The organism is Nocardioides sp. (assembly GCF_025964975.1).
Taxonomy (GTDB): Bacteria; Actinomycetota; Actinomycetes; order Propionibacteriales; family Nocardioidaceae; genus Nocardioides.
Genome location: NZ_JAOPXV010000162.1, coordinates 1 through 19,391 on the forward strand (window position 1 = coordinate 1; position 19,391 = coordinate 19,391).

20 protein-coding genes and 1 tRNA gene are annotated in these 19,391 nt (G+C 66.9%); 12 read left to right on the forward strand and 9 right to left on the reverse strand.

From position 1 onward, the window contains the following. The first annotated feature begins 16 nt into the window (after window positions 1–16). Window positions 17–127, forward strand: a complete 111-nt coding sequence (locus JWN68_RS12350; RefSeq protein WP_297734289.1) for a universal stress protein — start codon at window positions 17–19, stop codon at window positions 125–127. Window positions 128–241: 114 nt separating this feature from the next. Then, window positions 242–853: a CBS domain-containing protein gene (locus JWN68_RS12355; RefSeq protein WP_297739235.1), complete on the forward strand. Its 612-nt coding sequence runs from the start codon at window positions 242–244 to the stop codon at window positions 851–853. 159 nt (window positions 854–1,012) lie between these two features. Here the strand turns inward: JWN68_RS12355 and argF are convergent, their stop codons facing one another. Continuing rightward, window positions 1,013–2,014, reverse strand: a complete 1,002-nt coding sequence (argF, locus tag JWN68_RS12360) for an ornithine carbamoyltransferase (protein WP_297739238.1) — start codon at window positions 2,012–2,014, stop codon at window positions 1,013–1,015. A gap of 5 nt (window positions 2,015–2,019) precedes the next feature. Continuing rightward, the gene (locus JWN68_RS12365; protein ID WP_297739241.1) at window positions 2,020–3,243 is read right to left on the reverse strand and encodes an arginine deiminase; all 1,224 of its coding nucleotides are present in this window, start codon (window positions 3,241–3,243) and stop codon (window positions 2,020–2,022) included. Window positions 3,244–3,412: 169 nt separating this feature from the next. On the opposite strand from JWN68_RS12365, the gene arcD reads away from it, so the two are divergent. After that, complete coding sequence (arcD, locus tag JWN68_RS12370; protein ID WP_297739244.1) at window positions 3,413–4,894, forward strand: arginine-ornithine antiporter; 1,482 nt, start codon at window positions 3,413–3,415, stop codon at window positions 4,892–4,894. 132 nt (window positions 4,895–5,026) lie between these two features. Beyond that, entirely contained in the window at window positions 5,027–5,713 is a 687-nt protein-coding gene (locus tag JWN68_RS12375) for a GNAT family N-acetyltransferase (protein ID WP_297739248.1), read from the forward strand. A 22-nt stretch (window positions 5,714–5,735) separates the two neighbouring features. Here JWN68_RS12375 and JWN68_RS12380 read toward each other — a convergent pair whose 3' ends face one another. Together JWN68_RS12380 and JWN68_RS12385 are read right to left on the reverse strand one after the other, a co-directional pair. After that, on the reverse strand, window positions 5,736–5,954 hold the full coding sequence (locus JWN68_RS12380) for a hypothetical protein (protein WP_297739251.1): 219 nt from the start codon (window positions 5,952–5,954) through the stop codon (window positions 5,736–5,738). A gap of 103 nt (window positions 5,955–6,057) precedes the next feature. Beyond that, on the reverse strand, window positions 6,058–6,723 hold the full coding sequence (locus JWN68_RS12385; RefSeq protein ID WP_297739253.1) for a response regulator transcription factor: 666 nt from the start codon (window positions 6,721–6,723) through the stop codon (window positions 6,058–6,060). A 272-nt stretch (window positions 6,724–6,995) separates the two neighbouring features. On the opposite strand from JWN68_RS12385, the gene JWN68_RS12390 reads away from it, so the two are divergent. The 3 genes from JWN68_RS12390 (at window position 6,996) to JWN68_RS12400 (ending at window position 11,297) form a co-directional block, all read left to right on the forward strand. After that, window positions 6,996–7,901: a carbamate kinase gene (locus tag JWN68_RS12390; RefSeq protein ID WP_297739256.1), complete on the forward strand. Its 906-nt coding sequence runs from the start codon at window positions 6,996–6,998 to the stop codon at window positions 7,899–7,901. Between the two features lie 68 nt (window positions 7,902–7,969). Beyond that, complete coding sequence (locus tag JWN68_RS12395) at window positions 7,970–8,776, forward strand: ABC transporter ATP-binding protein (RefSeq protein ID WP_297739258.1); 807 nt, start codon at window positions 7,970–7,972, stop codon at window positions 8,774–8,776. A 1-nt stretch (window position 8,777) separates the two neighbouring features. Then, window positions 8,778–11,297 carry an ABC transporter permease gene (locus tag JWN68_RS12400; RefSeq protein ID WP_297739260.1) on the forward strand — a complete coding sequence of 840 codons (2,520 nt, stop codon included), beginning with the start codon at window positions 8,778–8,780 and terminating at the stop codon, window positions 11,295–11,297. Window positions 11,298–11,320: 23 nt separating this feature from the next. Here the strand turns inward: JWN68_RS12400 and JWN68_RS12405 are convergent, their stop codons facing one another. Continuing rightward, the gene (locus JWN68_RS12405) at window positions 11,321–11,692 is read right to left on the reverse strand and encodes a hypothetical protein (RefSeq protein WP_297739263.1); all 372 of its coding nucleotides are present in this window, start codon (window positions 11,690–11,692) and stop codon (window positions 11,321–11,323) included. A gap of 260 nt (window positions 11,693–11,952) precedes the next feature. Here JWN68_RS12405 and JWN68_RS12410 point away from each other — a divergent pair, with 260 nt between their 5' ends. The 3 genes from JWN68_RS12410 (at window position 11,953) to JWN68_RS19345 (ending at window position 14,046) form a co-directional block, all read left to right on the forward strand. Then, a complete protein-coding gene (locus JWN68_RS12410) occupies window positions 11,953–12,621 on the forward strand; it encodes a hypothetical protein (RefSeq protein WP_297739268.1) in 669 nt (222 codons plus the stop codon). Between the two features lie 136 nt (window positions 12,622–12,757). After that, window positions 12,758–13,438, forward strand: a complete 681-nt coding sequence (locus JWN68_RS12415) for a hypothetical protein (protein ID WP_297739271.1) — start codon at window positions 12,758–12,760, stop codon at window positions 13,436–13,438. Between the two features lie 326 nt (window positions 13,439–13,764). After that, a complete protein-coding gene (locus tag JWN68_RS19345; protein WP_366519799.1) occupies window positions 13,765–14,046 on the forward strand; it encodes a CPBP family intramembrane glutamic endopeptidase in 282 nt (93 codons plus the stop codon). Between the two features lie 953 nt (window positions 14,047–14,999). Here JWN68_RS19345 and adhP read toward each other — a convergent pair. From adhP to JWN68_RS12430, 3 genes are all read right to left on the reverse strand, one after another. After that, window positions 15,000–16,034, reverse strand: coding sequence for an alcohol dehydrogenase AdhP (gene adhP, locus JWN68_RS12420; protein WP_297739273.1), 1,035 nt, complete (start codon window positions 16,032–16,034; stop codon window positions 15,000–15,002). Window positions 16,035–16,290: 256 nt separating this feature from the next. Next, on the reverse strand, window positions 16,291–16,896 hold the full coding sequence (locus JWN68_RS12425) for a hypothetical protein (protein WP_297739276.1): 606 nt from the start codon (window positions 16,894–16,896) through the stop codon (window positions 16,291–16,293). A gap of 55 nt (window positions 16,897–16,951) precedes the next feature. After that, a complete protein-coding gene (locus tag JWN68_RS12430; RefSeq protein ID WP_297739279.1) occupies window positions 16,952–17,566 on the reverse strand; it encodes a hypothetical protein in 615 nt (204 codons plus the stop codon). 215 nt (window positions 17,567–17,781) lie between these two features. Between JWN68_RS12430 and JWN68_RS12435 the strand changes: the two genes are divergently transcribed. Further along, on the forward strand, window positions 17,782–18,225 hold the full coding sequence (locus JWN68_RS12435) for a hypothetical protein (RefSeq protein ID WP_297739283.1): 444 nt from the start codon (window positions 17,782–17,784) through the stop codon (window positions 18,223–18,225). Between the two features lie 41 nt (window positions 18,226–18,266). On the opposite strand, the gene JWN68_RS12440 is transcribed toward JWN68_RS12435, so the two are convergent. Then, a tRNA-Arg gene (locus JWN68_RS12440) sits at window positions 18,267–18,340 on the reverse strand. 418 nt (window positions 18,341–18,758) lie between these two features. Here JWN68_RS12440 and JWN68_RS12445 point away from each other — a divergent pair. Further along, window positions 18,759–19,322, forward strand: a complete 564-nt coding sequence (locus JWN68_RS12445; RefSeq protein WP_297739286.1) for a LysM peptidoglycan-binding domain-containing protein — start codon at window positions 18,759–18,761, stop codon at window positions 19,320–19,322. Window positions 19,323–19,391: the final 69 nt, after the last annotated feature.

Sequence of the window (19,391 nt, forward strand, 5' to 3'; positions counted from 1 at the left end):
TTCGCAGCAGGCGTCCTTGCTCGTGGTGGGGTCGCGTGGCCTGAACGCGTTCACCGGCATGCTGCTCGGTTCGGTGAGCCACGAGGTCCTGCACCGCGCCCAGTGCCCGGTCGTGGTGGTGCGCTGAGCGCCGAGATCCTGCCGGGCGTGCCTGCACCCCCACCCGGCCGCTCGACCAGGTGACAGTGGTCGGGCGAACCCTTTGCTGTCCGCCCAGGGCGGGCGGGCCGAAGCTCTGATCATGAAAGGACCCACCATGCTGGTGCTCGAGGTCATGAGTAGTCCCGTCGTCACAGTCCGCACCGACGCGAGCTTGAAGGCTGCGATCGCACTGCTGGAGCGTCACGATGTCTCGGCGATGCCGGTGGTCAACATGGACGGACAGATCGTCGGGGTGGTCAGCGAGGCGGACGTCATCCGGGAGCTCGTCGTCCCGGACCAGCGCACCTTTGAGAGCCCCGTCCCCATGACCGCAGCGCTCTTCGCGCAATCGGTGGCTGACGTCATGACCACCCACCCGATCACCGTCACCCCCGAGACCGACCTAGCGGTAGCCACGGAACTCATGACCAGCTCTGCCATCAAGAGCCTTCCGGTGGTGGACCAGGGGCGGGTGGTGGGCATGGTCAGTCGACGCGACGTGATCCGCGTCCTCGCCAAGCCCGACGAACTGATCGAGGGCGAGATCGACGACCTCTTCCGGCAGGTTGGCCACGACTGGCTGGTCGATGTCACGGACGGTCTCGTCGCTGTGGACGGCCCCACAGGGGCGTCTGAACAACGGCTGGCCGAGGCGCTCGCGCGCACAGTGCCGGGCGTGGTGGCACTGCGCTTCGAGCGCGGCCCCATCTGACCCGACCAGGTCGTCCGCTCGTGTGCCTGATGGGTCTACACCGCGGGTCGTTGGCCTTGGTGGGAGCATCACCAGGTCTATGCCGACCCCAGCTCGTCTTAGTCCCAGGCGCCGAGGTCGGTGTGCAGGCCAATATCCGTCGGCCCATGAGGACGCACCTCAGCCACCGAGGGTGGCGACCAGGACTGCCTTGATGGTGTGCATTCGGTTCTCGGCCTGGTCGAAGACGATGGAGTGTCGTGACTCGAAGACGTCGTCGGTCACCTCTAGTGCGTCCATGCCGGTCTGCTGGAAGAGGTCCTCCCCGACCTTGGTGTGCCGGTCGTGGAAGCCCGGAAGGCAGTGCATGAACTTGACCTTGGGGTTTCCAGTCGCCTTCACGACGTCCATGTTGACCTGGTAGGGCTTGAGCAGGTTGATGCGTTCGGCCCACACGTCCTTCGGCTCGCCCATCGACACCCACACGTCGGTGTAGAGGAAGTCGACGCCGGCGACCCCCTCCCGCACGTCCTCGGTGTGGAGGATGCGGGCGCCGGTCTCCTCCGCGATCCGCTGTGCCTCGATGATCACGCTGCTGGGGTTCCAGAGCGAGCGGGGAGCCACGATGCGGACGTCCATGCCCATCATCGCGCCGGCCACCAGGAGGGAGTTGCCCACGTTGTTGTGGGCGTCGCCGAGGTAGGCGAAGGCGATGTCCTCGTCGTGCTTGCCGGCGTGCTCACGCATGGTGAGCATGTCGCAGAGCATCTGGGTGGGGTGCCACTCGTCGGTCAGGCCGTTCCAGACAGGGACGCCGGCGTATGCGGCGAGGGTCTCGACGTTGGTCTGCGCCGATCCGCGGTACTCGATGCCGTCGTACATACGGCCGAGCACCCGAGCCGTGTCCTCCATGGACTCCTTGTGCCCGATCTGCGAGCCGGCCGGGTCCAGGTAGGTCACTCGCGCACCCTGGTCGAAAGCGGCCACCTCGAAGGCGCACCGGGTGCGTGTGGAGGTCTTCTCGAAGATCAGGGCGATGTTCTTGCGGCTCAGGCGCGGCTGCTCGGAGCCGGCGTACTTGGCCACCTTGAGCTCGGCTGCGAGGTCCAGCAGGAACTTCCACTCCTTGGGTGTGAAGTCGAGCTCCTTGACGAAGCTGCGGTTCCTCAGGTTGAAGGCCATGGTGCTCAGATCCCTTCTCGTTCGATGGGGCAGGTCATGCAGCGGGGTCCTCCGCGGCCCCGACCGAGTTCGTTGCCCTGGATAGTCACCACTTCCACACCGTTCTTGCGGAGGTGGGTGTTGGTGGTGACGTTGCGCTCGTAGGCGACGACTACTCCTGGTCGCACTGCGAGCACGTTGCAGCCGTCGTCCCACTGCTCGCGCTCGGCGGCGTGGACGTCCCGGGTGGCGGTGAGGACGTTGATGGACGGAATCCCGAGCGCGTCGGCAATCGCTCGGTGCATGTCCTCGGCCGCGTGGGCAGCCACCTTGAGCTCGTGGGGACCGTCGCCCGGCTCGATGGTGTACGAGGGCAGCATTCCCATTCCGACGTACTTCGTGAAGGTGTCCTCGCTGATCATCGTCATGACGGTGTCGAGGTGCATGAACGCCCGCTGCTGGGGCATCGAGAGAGCAACCACCTTGGTGGCGCTGCCGGCATCGAAGAGACGGCGGGCCAGTCGTTCGACTCCTTGTGGAGTAGTGCGCTCGCTCATGCCGACGAGCACGGCTCCGCGTCCGAGGACGAGGATGTCGCCTCCCTCGGTGGTGGCAGGACCGTTGACCGAGCCTTCCGCCCACACGTCGAACGACTCGTCGGCGAAGTGCGGGTGCCAGCGATAGATGGCCTCGTAGTTGATGGTCTCGCGCATCCGGGCGCGCTTGCGCATCGCGCTGATGGAGACGCCGTCGAAGATCCAGGCGGACGTGTCGCGAGTGAAGAGGTGGTTGGGCAGTGGTGACAGCAGCAGGTCGTCGATGCCCAGCGCCTGCACCACCAAGGACGGTGGCTCCGGCACGCGCTCGAGCAGCTCGCGCTTCGTCATACCGCCGATGAGGAAGGTGGTGAGCTCGGCGTCGCTCATCGCGCCGAAGGCATGGTGGAGGCTGTCGAGGGCCATCGGGCCGTAGACGAGCTCGTCGAGCGACTCGGTGAGGATGAACTTCTTCGCCTCCGGGATCGCCAGTGTCTCCGCTAGCAGGCGGTCGAGGAGGTGCACCCGTACGCCGAGCTCGCGCAACGTTTCTGCGAACGCATCGTGCTCGTGCTTTGCGTGCTTGACCCACAGGACGTCGTCGAAGAGGTATTCGTCATGGTTGGTCGGCGTGAGCCGCTTCAGCTCGAGGTCTGGCCTGTGCAGGATGGCCTGCTTGAGCTGGCCGACCTCGGAGTCCACGTGCAGCGTCATCAACTGTTTCCCTTCATCAGGGTCCTTCTCATCGTCGCCGGGAGAAAGGGCCGCCGAGAGGGCCGAACGGCCTTCCTTCGGTGGACCAGCGGCCCTGTCTCGGCGACGCGGCTGGGGCGAAGAGTCGGGGTGAGGGGGTACGGCCTCCTCGTGAACAAGGAGGCACCAGATGAAGCAGGTGATGGACCGCACCCGAGCGGTTCCGGCTCGAGCGCCGGACGACGCATCCGCAGGTCCTCGCGTGGGACTTGCGCTGCCCGCACTGACGGCACTGGTCGTGGGCTCGATGATCGGAAGCGGCATCTTCGCGCTTCCCTCCCAGATGGCCGGTAGTGCTTCTGCGGGACCGTTGCTGATCGGCTGGCTCATCACCGGCGTCGGCATGCTCACGCTGGCGTTCGTGTTCCAGTCGCTCGCGCAGCGCAAGCCCGACGTCGACGGCGGGGTGTACGGCTACGCCCGGGAGGGGTTCGGCCCGTACGTCGGCTTCACGGCCGCCTGGGGTTACTGGATCAGCGCCTGGGTCGGCAACGTCGCCTATCTGGTCCTGCTCATGTCCACCCTCGGCTACTGGTTCTCCGGCTTCGAAGGCGGGACCACTGTGGCAGCCATCGTCGGCGCCTCGATCCTGCTGTGGTTGGTCCACGCGTTGACTCTCAGCGGCGTGCGCAACGCAGCCTTCGTCAATGTGGTCGTGACGATCGCAAAGGTCGTACCGATCCTGACCTTCATCGCTATCGCCGTCGTGGGCTTCCGTGCGGACGTGTTCGCCGCGGACTCCTGGGGTGATGGCGCCGGCCTCGGCAGCACGATGGACCAGGTCAAGAACATGATGCTGATCACGGTGTGGGTCTTCATCGGCATCGAGGGTGCCGCGGTCTACTCCCAGAAGGCGCGCACCCGCAAGGACGTCGGTCGCGCCACGATCATTGGTTTTGTCGGAGTGCTGGCGCTGTTGCTGGCGGTGAACCTGCTGTCGTACGGGCTGATGGCTCAGGCCGAGATCGACGGGTTGGCCGACCCGTCCATGGCCGGACTCCTCGAGAACGAGGTCGGCGCGTGGGGAGCGGGATTCATCTCAGCGGGTCTGGTCGTGTCGTTGCTCGGTGCCCTGCTCGCGTGGGTGCTGCTCGCCGTCGAGATTCTGCGGCTGCCCTCCCAGGATCACGTGCTCCCCGCCGCGCTGGCCAAGGAGAACCGGCACGGAGCCCCAGCTGGCGCACTGTGGCTGACCAACATCTGCGTGCAGGCGATGCTGTTGTGGACGCTGGTGAACGAGAACACCTACACCGATCTCGTCTACCTGGCCACCTCGCTGATCCTGCTCCCCTACCTGTGGTCCGCGGCCTACCAGTTGAAGCTGGCCTTGCTCGGTGAGACCTACGGCCATGGTCAGGGTCGCACCCGCGACCTCGTGGTCGGTGCGCTGAGCCTCACGTACGCCGTGTGGCTCGTCTACGCAGGCGGCTGGCAGTACCTCCTGATAGCTGCACTGTTCTACTTCGTCGGCACCGCCCTGTTCGTATGGGGCCGCAAGGAGAGCGGGCAGCCTGCGTTCACCGGGGGAGTCGAGAAGGTCCTCGTCGCGGTGGTGGCTGCTGTGTCTGTCGTGGCAGTGGTGGGTCTCCTACAGGGCTTCGTGTCCGTCTGAGGAAGCACCGCAACGCCGGAGTTGGTCGGACTGTCGACCGGCTCTGGCCGTGCGCGGAATGGAGGGTGGCCGGGGCGTGACGTCGCCACCGGCCGGCTCCCCGCCTAGGGTGAACGCAGGACAGGGGGCTCGATGATCGAGCAGGTCAGATTGCGTGACGGCACCAACGCGTTCGTCCTACCTCTGGAGCGCACCGACAAGGCGACCCTGGCCGCGGAGTACGAGACCTTGGCCCCTGAGTCGCAACGGCGGAGGTTCCTCGCGCCGGTGCTGCACTTGACGGACAGCATGCTGGAGCACCTTGTTGACGACGTCGACGGGATCGACCACATAGCCCTGGTGCTGTGCGTCGAGGCAAGTCCAGGCGTGTACGACCCCGTGGCACTGGCACGCATGGTGCGCTATGTGGATGTCCCGGACGCTGCCGATCTCGCCGTCACCGTCAAGGACGAGTGGCAAGGGTGCGGCGTCGCGACCACGTTGCTCGAGCTGTTGATGCGCGAGCGACCCACCGGCGTGGACCGGATCGTGACCGAGGTCTTCAGCGACAACCGTGCCTCCCTGGCGATGCTCCACCGCCTCGGCCGCACCTTCGTGGATGACCTGGGAGGCGGGCTGACCGAGGTCACCGTCGATCTGCACCCGCGAACTTCTCGATTGCCCCGGAAGTCAGCGCCACCGCGCGATGGAGCCGATCAGGACCCCCGTGAGCGGATGCCGGCTGCTGTCGGTGTCACTGGGGTGCCTGCGCTGTTGCGCGACCCGGCCCACCGGCATGCTCTGCGCACGCGCGACAAGATCTGTCCCTGGTTCAGCTGACGGGGAGCCGCGAGGGCGCGTCTCAGCGCGCGTGGGGTAGTCGAACGCGTGCGCGGGTTTCGATGGGTGCGTCGCTCGGCTCGTGGTCGCCGTAGGGGCCGCTGGGACACAAGTCGTAGGTGTCACCAGGGGTGGGGTCGAGCCAGCCGATGTCGGATACTTGGACGATCTGCTCGTGGCAGAAGCGACAGTTGTCGTGTGGGAGCAGGTCGCCGTCGACGATGTGAGTGAACCTCTTCATGACTTCCACGCTGTCGCAGTAGCGTCCCGCGCAGTAGTGCCGGCCGGAACCAGTTGCGGAGTCGAAGGTCCCGGGTGCCAGACCCCGGACCGTCACTGGCCGGTCATCTTGATGACCTGATGTTCCGTCGACCGCCCAGCAACTGTGATGCCATCACCGCGGCCTGGGTGCGACGCTCAAGGCCGAGCTTGGCCAAGATCTTGGAGACGTAGTTCTTGACCGTCTTCTCGGCCAGGAGCATCTCCTCGCCGATCTGCCGGTTGGTCAGGCCTTCGGAGATGTGACTGAGAAGCGTGAGCTCCTGTTCGGTCAGGGTCGCCAGTTCCGGATTGACCGCTGAGGGGTTGCGGACCCGCTCAAGCACCCGGGCCGTCAGCGCAGGGTCGATCGATGAGCTGCCGGCCGCCACCCGTCGAACGGCATCGACGAGGTCGGTGCCTTTGATCTGCTTGAGGACATAGCCGGCCGCCCCGGCCATGATGGCGGCGAAGAGCGCCTCGTCGTCGTCGAACGACGTCAGGATCAACGCCCGGATCGTCGGGTCGAGGGAGCGAACCTCGCGGCACACCTCAATCCCCGACCCGTCGGGCAGGCGCGCGTCGAGAACGGCGACATGTGGTTTGAGGACGGGGATGCGGGCAGCGGCTTCGATCGCGGAGCCGGACTCGCCGACCACCTCGATGTCCTTCTCACTCTCCAGCAGTGTGCGCAGACCTCTGCGGACTATCTCGTGGTCATCGAGAAGGTAGACGCGAATCCGGGTGGTCATGCTCCCCTCCAGCCTCGTGGCGGAAGCCACACGTCCATGATGGCGGGGTCCCCTGGGTAGCAGTCAGGGCCGAAAGTCCCTCCGGACCCGAGCATGACCCTTCCGAACAGACCGGTGACGTTCTGCGATTCGTAGGGGACGTTCGGCCCTGCTCGAGGGGGCGGCCGGGTGGTTACGTGGTGAGTGGACGGGGGGGCCCGCCCCCGCCGGAGGAGACATGCGATGACGCAGCCGATCAGGGCCGCCCTTGTCCCCACGATGAGAGGCAGCTGATGAGGATCGTAGTCGCCTTGGGTGGCAACGCACTGCTGCGTCGTGGCGAGAGCCCGGAGTCCGCTATCCAGCTCGAGCACGTCGCGGAGGCCTCGCCAGCGCTTGCGAAGGCCGCGACGGATCACCAACTGGTGCTGGTCCACGGCAATGGCCCGCAGGTGGGCATGCTGGCCTTGGAGAGCGCCGCCGATCCGTCGATCTCGCGCCCCTACCCCTTCAGCGACCTGGTGGCTGAGACACAAGGAGTCATCGGCTACTGGCTGCAACAGGGACTGGCCAATGCAGGCCTGACGACTCCGGTCGTCACCCTCGTGACCCAGACCCTCGTGGAGGCAGACGACCCGTCCTTCGGTGACCCGACCAAGTTCGTCGGCACCGCCTACGACGAGGAACGCGCACATCAGCTCGCCGACGCCAACGGCTGGACCGTGCGACCTGACGGGCCCGCCTGGCGCCGGGTGGTCGCATCCCCACTGCCGCAACGGATCATCGAGCTCGAGACCGCTCGAACACTGCTGGAGGGCGGGACGACGGTCGTCCTTGCCGGCGGAGGTGGCGTGCCGGTCGTCGAAACAGCGCACGGGCTCGCCGGAGTCGAGGCGGTGGTCGACAAGGACCATGTCGCGGCTCTCATCGCGGCCGAGCTGCAGGCCGACCTGTTGATCCTGCTGACCGACGTGGACGGGGTGATGGCCGATTACGGCACGCTGCAGCAGCGGGTCATGGGCGAGGTCACGGCAGACGAGCTCCTGGCCCTCAGCTTCCCAGCCGGATCCATGGGCCCCAAGGTTGCAGCCGCGTGCCACTTCGTCCAGACAACGGGCAAGCATGCCGCGATCGGCGCCTTGGCCGCCGCCGGTGACGTCATCGGCGGAGCCGCAGGAACCCAGATCCGCGGGACGTGACCCCCGCACAGGAGGGCGTTCGATCACGCAACAACAGGCACGACGACAGCACCAGGGAAGTAGCGCCGATGATGACGTCCGGTACGACGACGGTCCGACCACCAGACGAGTCGACGGAGTCCGCGGGGGAGCGCGACAAGATTGCAGCCCGAGCCATCGGGCTCACCAAGACGTATGGCGACGGCCAGGCGCGCGTGACCGCCCTCGACCACGTCGACGTCGAGTTCGCCAGCGGGCGGCTCACGGCGATCATGGGGCCGTCGGGCTCGGGGAAGTCAACCCTGATGCACTGCATGGCGGCTCTCGACACCCCCACAGCGGGACGCGTGATCATCGACGGGGTCGACATCACCCACCTCAAGGACAAGGCCCTCACCCGACTGCGCCGCGACCGGCTCGGGTTCGTCTTCCAGGCCTACAACCTGATCCCCACCCTGACCGCACACGAGAACATCACGCTGCCCATGGACATCGCTGGGGCCAACGTCGAGTCCGGCTGGTTCGACACCGTCATCGACACCCTCGGGATCCGGGACCGACTGACGCACCGACCGGACGAGCTGTCCGGAGGCCAGCAGCAGCGAGTGGCCTGCGCGCGGGCACTGCTCGGGCGACCCGCGATCGTCTTCGCCGACGAACCCACCGGCAACCTCGACTCTCGGGCCAGCGCCGAGATCCTGTCGTTCCTGCGCGCCTCGGTCGACGACTTCGGTCAGACCATCGTGATGGTGACCCACGATCCTTCGGCCGCTTCGTATGCGGACCGGGTCATCTTCCTCGTCGACGGCCGCATCGTGCACGACATCGCCGACCCGACAATGCCCGTCGTACTTGCCTACATCCAGGAGCTTGACCAACCGCGAGTGGAGGTGTGACATGCGCCGCGTGACCCTCCGCGGACTCCAGGGACACCTGGTCCGTCTGCTGCTGACTGCCGCCGCTGTCATGCTCGGCGTCTCGTTCGTCACCGGCACCTTCGTGCTGCGGGACAGCTTCGACCGAGCCCTCACGGGTCTCGTCGCAGGCTCTACAGCGGGTCTTGACGTGTCTGTCCGGGGCACCAGGATCGGAGGCGGCGACGGCACCCGAGCACCGGTGTCGCTGGAGCTCGTCGACACGCTGTCTGCGGTCCCGGGCGTCGCGCGAGTCACGCCCGATCTCCAGGGCGTCGCCATCATCGCGGGCAGCGATGGCAATGCCGTTCGCACCAACGGGGCGCCGGGCCTCGGGTTCGCCTTCGCCGACGACGACCCCGCCTTCAAGCTCATTGCGGGCCGTGGTCCGACCCATGCCGATGAGGTCGTGGTCGAGACGGTCACCCTGGACAAGGCGGGGCTCGGAGTGGGCGACCGGACCCGGGCCGTCATTGGAGCCACGACCCGCCCGGTGACCATCACCGGGGAGGTCGAGTTCGGAGTCCTCTTCGGCGCCACGGCGGTGCTCGTGGATCAGGCGACGGCGGTCCGCGAGTTCGCGCCCGACGGAACTGTCGCCTCGATCACCATCGGCGCCCAACCTGGGGTGAGCCAAGGCGAGCTCGCGACAGCGGTCGCTGATGTACTGCCTGACGCCACAGAGGCGGTCACCGGAGCCGCAGTCAACGCAGAGCACGAGTCCGCCGTACAACAAGGACTTGGGTACGCGACCACGTTCCTGCTCGTCTTCGCGGGCGTCGCCCTGTTCGTCGGCGCCTTCATCATCGCCAACACCTTCACGATGTTGATCGGCCAGCGCGCCCGCGAGCTGGCGTTGCTGCGCGCCCTCGGTGCGTCTCGCAACCAGGTCCTGGGATCGGTCATGGGAGAGGCTGCGGTGGTCGGAGTGGTGGGCTCGGTGCTGGGCATGGGACTCGGCATCCTCGTGGCCCACGGGGCCAAGGCGGCGATCCGTGCCTTGCTGGGAGTCGACATCGGCAGCGATCTCCCCGTGACGTCCGCGACGCTGCTCATCAGCTTGGCCGTAGGCACGCTTGTCACCATGGTCTCGGCGATCCTGCCGGCGCGTCGAGCTGCCCGTACGGCGCCGGTAGCAGCGATGCGGGCAGACACCCCCATCGCGCAGAAGGGACTACGCCGTCGAGGTACGGCGGGCGGGGTCCTCCTGCTGGTGGGCGCCGGCGTCCTTGGCTCCAGCGTCGCGCGTGACGACGTCCCGTGGGTGCTGGCGGGCATCGGGTCCTTCGTTGCGGTGATCGGAATGCTGGTCGGAGCGCCACTCTTCACGCGACCGGTGGTCCGGGTCGTGGCGTGGCCGTTCGTCGTCGTGAGCGGGGTCGTGGCCCGTCTGGCGCGACAGAACGCGCTCCGGGTGCCGCGGCGGACGGCGGCGACGGCCAGTGCACTGATGATCGGACTTGCGCTTGTCGCAGGCATCTCGGTGTTGGCCCAGAGCGTGAAGGCCAGCGTGACCGAGGGGGTGAGCAACGAGCTCACGTCCGACTTCGTGCTGACCGTGAGCGGCGGAGTGTCCACTGTGCCGCCCACCGTCGCCGAGGACGCACGCACGCTTGCTCAGGCGGGGTCCGTCGCCGCGGTCAGCCTCGTGCCCGTGACGATCGGGGACTTCAGCACGCCCGCTGCTGCCGTCGAGGCCGGGCCGATCTCCGAAAACTTCAGGATCTCCATGTCCGAGGGCCGGCTGGCCTCGCTGAAGGACGATCACGTGCTGGTGGACCACAGCACGGCTGCCACCCAGGGCTGGCGGGTGGGCGACACGCTGATCGCTACCGTCGGGACCCTGGGCAAACATGAGCTCGTCATCGGCGCCATCTACAAGGACAGTCAGGCGTTCAGCTCGCACGTCATCGTCGATCGAGGCCTTTACGAGGCAGCCGTGCCGCTGGGACTACGCGTCGACCGCGAGATCTTCATCACCGCTGCGCCGGGAGCTGACCAGACTGAGCTGCGTGCTGCGCTGCTCGACATCGTTCGCCCGTACCTCGTGGTATCGGTGCAAGACAAGGACGAGTTCGCGAAGGCGGAAGGCGGCGCCATCGACAACCTGCTCAACCTGCTGTACGTGCTGTTGTTCTTCAGCGTCGTCATCGCCGTGCTAGGGATCGTGAACACGTTGGCTCTCTCGGTCCTCGAGCGGACCCGCGAGATCGGCCTGCTCCGCGCCATCGGCCTGCAGCGGCGCCAGCTCGGCGCCATGATCACCATCGAGGCGATCGCGACGGCCGTCTTCGGCGCCGTACTCGGCACGGTCCTCGGCCTGGGCCTTGGTGTCGCCCTCCAGCGCGGTCTCGAGTCACAAGGACTCAACACCCTCGGGATCCCGTGGGGGCTCATCGTGATCATGTTGATGGCGTCGGTCCTGGTGGGGGTCCTGGCAGCTGTTGCGCCCGCCATCCGGTCCACCCGCCTCGTCATCCTCGGGGCGATCAACCGTGTCTGACACCCCACGACCCAGGTGTCGCGCTAGTACTCGTCGACCTCGGGGTCCTCGGTCAGCTTGTCCCGGTCGTCGGCAGAGGAAGCACGGTCCTCTTTCGCGTGCTCTCGGTCCAAGGCTGCATGACGCCGGCTGGGATTCTCACTGCCATATGAATCGTCGGTTGCCGGCGCACGAACGAACGCTGCAAGATCTGCTGCTTGATCGCGTTGCAACGACACGCCGTCCCGGTCGTCAGCGTCAACGTCGCGCTGATCAGCCGCTGCAAGGATCTCACTCGTAGCATCCAGCCGCTCGGCGAGCACCTCCTCACGCCGCGAAACATCATCCTCGCGTCTTGACACGGCACCCTCGCGTCGCGATACGGCGTTCTCGCGACCAGCCAATCCGTCCCCCATGTGGGCCAGTGTGTTCCCCGCACTCGGATAGCGCCAGTCATCGTCTCGCCGCGGAATCTTCGCCACCTCTCCTGCAGAGAAGCGACGACCCGTGCCACCAGGGCCCGGAGCAGTAAGGAACACCGAGCTAGGGACGTTGGACCCTTACGAGTCGGACGGTGGAGGTCGAGGCTGAACAGACGATCAGGATCAGCGTGCACGGCTCACCGGCTCGACGCCGACCAACGCTGGCCGGTACCTCACAACCACCGGAGACACCCATGACCGTGACCAATGACAGCTCCACTGCTGCGGCAGCACGCCCGCTGGCGGTTGGGCCACTCACCCCGGAAGCGCTCCGCCTGTTGGACGCGTACCGGCGAGCTGCGAACTACCTGTCCGTGGGGCAGATCTACCTCTTGGCGAACCCGATGCTGCGCGAGCCCCTCCTCCTCGAGCAGGTGAAGCCACGGTTGTTGGGCCACTGGGGCACCACCCCGGGGGTGCGCGTGGTAAACGTTGTCGACATCATGCGGCTGGAGCCGGACATCGAGCACCCCCACGGCCTGCCTGACACCCAGTTCGATGCACTCTTCACGGCCGATCGCCAGGTCGTCTTCGCCTACCACGGTTACCCGTCACTGATCCATCGCCTCGCCTACCGGCGTACCAACCACGCCAACATCCACGTGCGTGGTTTCAAGGAGGAGGGGACCACCACCACGCCGGTCGACATCCTCATGCTCAACGACCTCGATCGCTTCCATCTGGTCATCGACGTCATCGACGTCATCGACCGCGTGCCCTCCCTCGGCGCATCCGCGGGGCACCTGAGGCAGCGCATGGTCGACGAGCGCCTCCGGGCTCGCGCCTACACCCGCGCTCATGGCAAGGACGACCCGGCGATCACCGACTGGACGTGGCCGTACGGCGGAGGGGCCCTGTCATGACAGGACGCTCAGGGGTCATGACGAGCCTGCCAGCACCGGACAGCCTGGAGGGCACCACCGAGGCGCCCTACCACCTGGGGCTTCTACCGTGCTCTCACCGCAAGGACTTGGCTCCATGGCGAGAGCCCGTGAGCAGATGACCGTCCGCGCCACCAGTCGCCGTTGGGCGGAGCTCCTCGGACAGGTCGGCGATGTCCTCAGTGACGTGCCGGCTTTCCTGACGGCCCCGCTCTATCGGCGATGGCACCTGCGCTGGGGTGCGACTGCGGCCGAGGTCAGCGCGTCGTTCCCTGGCGACGCCCTGGTGCCGGGCGCGCAGTTCCGGGCGACCAGGGCTATCAGGATCGAAGCCCCGCCCGAAGCTGTCTGGCCGTGGCTGGTGCAGGTCGGTTGCTCCCGCGCCGGCTGGTACAGCAACGATCTGTTGGACAATCTCGCGCGTCCCAGCGCGACCATGATCGTTCCCGAGCTACAGGTTCTTGATGTCGGGCAGTGGGTGCCGATGTCCCCGACACCAACTGAACGCACAGCGCTCAAGGTCCACTCCTTCGCCGCCAACGAGTGGTTGCTGTGGACGAAGGCCGACAGCACGTGGTCCTGGATGCTGACGCCTACGGACAACGGAACCCGGCTCGTCACCCGTATACGCGCGAGATATGACTGGCGCCATCCTCTGACGGCGGCCCTGAGCGTGCTGCTGATGGAGTTCGGGGACTTCGCCATGATCCGTCGGATGTTGCGCGGCATCAAGGTGCGTGCTGAAGCGTCGCGTGGCCGCGACCACGCGGTCTGCCAAGACCCAGAGCATCCAGTGTGATGGTCGTGCAACGGTTGCTCGAAGGTGTCCGAACTCGATCCACGGCCGCCTTCATCGTTCTTGCCTTCGGGTTCAGCTGGGCCGTCTGGCTGCCGCAGCTGGCGGCAATACAGGGCTGGCTGCCGATGAGTCCTTGGTCGGGACTCCACCTGTTGGGAGCGCTCGGACCCGCGGCGGCAGCCATGGTGGTGGTTGGTTGCACCGAAGGCCGGGCAGGGCTGCGCTCCCTGGGTCGCCGACTGATTGCTCGGAGAGGACGGCGCCGGGCCTGGACGTTTGCCCTGACCGTGCCTCCCCTGTTGCTCGGGGTCGCGATTCCTCTGTCGATGTTGGCCGGCGACAGCTCGTGGTCACAACTGAACTGGTCGGCGTTCGGGAGTTCGACCGAGTTCCCCGCGCTCCCGCTCGCCTTCTGGTGGGTCGTCGACCTGGGGTTCTACGGTGTCGGAGAGGAGCTGGGCTGGCGCGGCTTACTCCAACCACGTCTGGAGCGGCGCCACTCGACCGTTGCTTCGGCCGGGCTGGTGAGCCTGCCCTGGGCGGCTCGGCACCTCCCCCTGTTCGGATCACCCCCAGCTACCGCGCGATGCCGCTCGTCGGCTTCCTAGGGTTCGCCGCCAGCATCTGGGTCGCTTCCTGGGTCTTCGCCTGGCTGCTGCACTGGGGCGGGGGAGCCTGTTCGTCGTCGCGGTCTTCCATGCGTGGTTCGACATCGTCACCACCTCACCTCTGGGTCCGCAGGCGCTGCCCATGATGATGGGCGCTGCGATCACTGTTCTTGGGCGGGTGCTGCTTCGCCGCATGTTCTTGGAGCAGCCCGTCGACAAGGCGGCCGCAAGAAGGCGGGGCTGTCGTGACCCACGCCACGTGATCCCCACTTCTCCTCTCGCTGAGGGTCGGGCGCAATGAGGCGTGTCGAGCTGCCTGCGGCGAGTCAGCCGACCAGTTGGATCATCCAGGCAGGCTCACACGCTCGACTGGGGCTGCGTCCGGGCGGCCAACCCACGGCCTGCATCCCAACCGGGCGCTCGACCGTTCGGTGGCGGTTGCACAGTGCCGAGGTCGTGACCACTGCTGGCCAGCAGCCACGCGGTCAAGGAGTTGGAGTTCCACATCTCCCCGGCTTCCTGCTCGTCGCGTCCCCAAGTCGCGGTGGGAAAGCTGTGGACCAGGTCCAGCACGCGCTGCGCTCGGACTCGATCAGCACTGAGGCGGGCGGGACTGTCCACCGCATCGGCCACATCGGGGATCATCCCGCCGGCCCAGCAACGGACCTCGTACCGGAACAAGCGAAAGCGCTCGAGCCGGCGGATGCCGACAGGCCCCTCACACACGACGCCCCTGACATCTGCCTCGTCGCCCCAGACCGGCGTCATCTCGATCACGTGACGGACCCCATCGAGGTGAGTCTCCAACGCGGAGTGGTAGAGGTCGCATCGTCGGCGGCCCTCCCGACGAGCGACGATCGCCTCGAAGGCGATCCCGCTCCAGCGCACCAATCGGGAGGCTTCGCCTGCCCCGAGTGGCAACCAGAACAGGTCGACGCTCGCCGCCTCGGGCGTCATACCGTGGCCGGGACCGTGACGTAGTCGAAGACAAGGCGGGCCGGGACCTTGCCGGACAGCACCTCTGCGATCGCGTCGTTCACGTCGTAGATGTTCCTGGTCTCGGTGACCACCCGGGTCCTGCCGGTCGCGTGCAGGGCGAAGACCTCTGCAAGGTCCTGGCGGGTTCCGACGATGGATCCGATGATCGTGATCCCCTTGAGCACGGTCTCGAAAATCGGAATCACCATCGCGCCGTCATCCGCAGGCAGACCCACGCAGACCAACCGACCGCCTCGTCGAAGCGAGGCGAAGGCTTGCTCGAAGACGCGGGGAGAGGCTGCCAGCACCACTGCGACGTCCAGTCCGCCGAGGGCCTGGATGGCGGCGACGGGGTCGACGACGGCGGAGTCGACGAGGTGCTCGGCACCGAGGTCAGCAGCGAGGTCGAGCTTGGCCCGTTCGATGTCGACGGCAACCACCGTCCCACCCATGATCCGGGCGTACTGGACCGCGAGGTGGCCCAGGCCGCCGATGCCAAAGATCCCGACCTGCTCGGTGGGCTTCACCTGGGCGACCTTGCATGCCTTGTATGTCGTCACCCCGGCACAGCTCAGGGGCGCGGCGTCGATCGAGGTGATGCCATCAGGCACCGGAACGGCGTACGCGGCACTGGCGACGGCGTACTCTGCGAACGCCCCGTCGATCGAGTACCCGCTGTTCTGCTGCATCTCGCACAGGGTCTCGCGACCGTCGACGCAGTACCTGCACGCGCCGCATGCCGACCCCAGCCACGCGATGGAGACTCGCTCGCCCACAGTCCGACCGGTGACCCCAGCACCCAGCTTCTCGATGATGCCGATGCCCTCATGTCCAGGGACGAACGGCAGCGAGGGCTTGACGGGCCATTCGCCTCGGGCCGCATGGATATCGGTGTGGCACAGGCCGCAGGCTTCGAGTCGGACCAGGATCTGGCCGGGCCCCGGCTCGGGGATGTCGCGTTCGCCGACCTCGAGCACTTCGGAGAACGACGTGACGACTGCGGCTTTCATGATGAGCCTTCCGTTGGTCGCTGACCCGGTGCGGCTGGTGCCCAAGTGAGCAGGCCTGCACTGTCAGGCGACACCTTCATCGTCCTGTGACGACGCGCGTGAGGGTAGAGCCATGGGTCGTGCCCAGAGGGGACCTTCGGCACCGCTGGAGCGCCTGGAGTCCGTGTTCGATCGCGTTGCTCGTCCGGGCTGGACGGCGAACGTGAGGTCATCGACGACGACCTGGTGCCGGTAGGTCTTGGTGACGCGTTCGAACTCAAACTCTTACATCGACGGACGCTCTGTCGTCGGCCATGCGGGGTGGTCGTGGCCGGGTCAGCAGGGACAAGCCCATGCCCGCGAATGCGAGGTCCCGCACCCCTGCGCACAGGGTCTGAGCGGCGTCCGGCAAGGGTGAGGCGACGGCGACGAGGACCACGCCGACGATCAGGAGCACCCCGGTCCAACGTGGCAGCACGCCGGCTCGGATGACGGCTGCCCCAAAGGCGGAGCCAGCCAACACCATCAGCAGTCCATGCGCCGTGACCCAGGGCCCGAGGTCTCCCACGAGGGACTGCCAGTCCGGTGAGCGGTCCACGAGCGCCAACATCACGGTGCCGGTGAAGAAGACGTAGGCGTAGGCGTAGCCGACCGCGCCGACGAGACCGAGCAGCCCGATGCGCGGCCGCTGGACGGCGTACAGCCCTACGACGAAGAGCGGGATGGCGGCCTCGGAGAGGGAGGTGAGCACGAGCTGCGGTCTCGTGAAGCCACCGTGGAGCAGTTCCAGCGCGTCGGAGACGAAGTAGAGGCCCGAGAACGCGACGGCGGCAACGCCGATGGCCTGTGCCAAGGGGGTCGACGCCGCCAGGCGGTCGATCATTGCGTTTCGACGAGGGTCGTTCTCCCGGCGGACCGGGCGGTGGACCGTCGGAGGGTTAGGCATGAGCGCCGACGTCGTTGCGGATCGTGCGGATGACGGCGCGCAGCACGTAGGCCACGAACGGGCGAATCAGCCACCAGTAACGCGACATCTGCGCGCGGGATACGGGATCGGTGGTTGCCGTGCGGCACTCGTAGCTCAGGATCGACCGGTTGGGACCGTCGGGGCGCACCAACAGGTGGCAGGCGATCTTGCCCCACCCTGGCTCGTCAAAGGAAGCAAACTGTTCCGCGGCGATGTCGTGCCACTGGATGTCGGGCTTCCAGAACGTGCCCACAGCGCCGAACACGACCTCTCGACCGGGCACCTCGCCGAGGAGCAGCCAGCCTGGCAATGCGCCAGGATCTCTTGCGAGCATCAGCGATGGCGGCGTCGCGACAGGACGACCGGTCAGTCGGCTCGGCAGACCGCGTGCGGTCATCATGGCAGTGACCAGCAGTGACTGGGTGGTCATGAAGTCGAAGTTCTTCGCGGCCGCGAAGACGGTGACGGTGTCGGCGTCGACGACGAGATGCTCGGTGAGCACCACGTCGTACGTCGGTAGGTGTGCGTCAAGGAGGTCAAGGGTGTCGCGAGGCGGAACCTCGCTGATGACCAACGTAGTGACCATGTCTTCCATCGCTTCACGAACCCATCCGGGACTGATGTCGATCGCCGTTCGGCACCTTCACTCGACTCTTCCATCACACCGCGTCGTTCATGCTGTTGCCAGTGCCAGGCAGCCCTGCTGAGGGGACGTTGTCCCCTCCAACTTGCGAGGGACGACGCCTAGCGTCGATGGCAGGAAGCGCGTAGACCACGACGGGCACGAAACAGATGATCTCCATGACGGCAACGTTCCGCTGGTTTTTGGTCGCCGTCTTCGCGAGCCACGGGCTGATCCATCTTCTTGGCGTGGTCACAGGCTTCGGGTGGGCCGACGTCGCCCAGCTCACGAAACCGATCGGCGTCGTAGGAGGCGTGGTCTGGCTGGTCGCCGCCGTGCTCGTCCTGACCGCCACTGTGTTCCTTGCGATGGGAGTGCCTACATGGCGGTGGGCCGCAGCCCTCGGTGCTGCTGTCATCTCGCAGATCGCCATCGCAACCTCCTGGCAAGATGCGCGGGCCGGGACCATCGTGAACCTCATCCTGGTCATGTCAGCCGGGTACGGCTTCGCTGCGGGGCGACCGTCCAGTTCCAAGCCCGATACTAAGAACGTGCCGCCCAGGCGCTCGCCGACGTCAGTGAAGCGCCGGCTGCGCGAAGTAGGGAGCAAAGTAGTGAGTTGATCCGGGAACTGCCTGCTGGCACCGAATCCCAGCCTGGATTGCACCCCCGGCAGGATTCGAACCTGCGACCTAGAGATTAGAAGGCTCTTGCTCTATCCAGCTGAGCTACGGGGGCCGGTGGCGGGAGACACGGTGGTCCGACGACATGAGGCTCGTGAGAGGTCGTCCGACCGGTCTCCAGTCCGCGAGCCAGTATGCCGCAGCCGTCCCGGTCACAAGTCCGGGGACTCGACCGACGGGCATCTGAGAAGGCTGGGCGTCGCCGTACCGGCCTCACCGGACGGTCGAACGGACCAAACGCCCGCCCAGTCGACCCCGCCCCGCTCTGGACCGAGGGCGGCAGCCACCGTTGGGTCCGTACACGGCCCCGGCCGCAGCGACTGCGCGGACTCGCATCCGCAGCTCATCTCGCCCGCCGCGAACTCACACACCCCTCCGGGGGAGGTTCGTTGCCCCAGCGCTCGGGCGCCCCTAGGTTCGAGGACGGCTCGCGCGACGGGTTCTCCCGTCCGGCCCAACGAGAGGAGTCCGCAATGTCCTTGTGGGCCAAGTTGAAGGACGCCATCACGACCGACGACGCCGAGGCCGCCGAAGAGGCACGCAAGGAGGCCGAGGCCGCCCAGGCGGAGGCTGACAAGGCGAAGGTCGAGGCCCAGGCGCGCGCCGACGAGGCACGACGCAAGGCCGACGAAGCCGCCGAGAAGGCCGGCCTGCCGTCCGCCACCGCGGAGGAGAAGGCTCAAGCAGACACCGCGCGCCAGGAGGCCGAGGCCGAGGCACAGGCCGCCCAGGACGCTCAGTTCGAGGCCGACCGGAAGGCCGAGGAGAAGGCCCAGAAGGCGATCGACAAGGCCAACGCCCGTCGCGAGAAGAAGCAGGAAGCCCGAGAGGAGCGTCAGGAGGAGCGCCAGGGGGCCCGGCAGGAGGCCCGCCGGGAAGCAGCCGCCGACGAGGTCTACACGGTCAAGTCCGGCGACACCCTGTCCGGCATCGGCCAGCGCTTCGGCGTCGACTGGCACGTCCTCGCGCGGGTCAACAACATCGACAACGCGGACCTGATCTTCCCGGGACAAAAGGTCAAGATCCCCAAGAAGTGACCTGACGTATGAGGACGAGGGCCGTGACCGGGAGGTCACGGCCCTCTCTCGTCCGGCGAGGACCGGGGA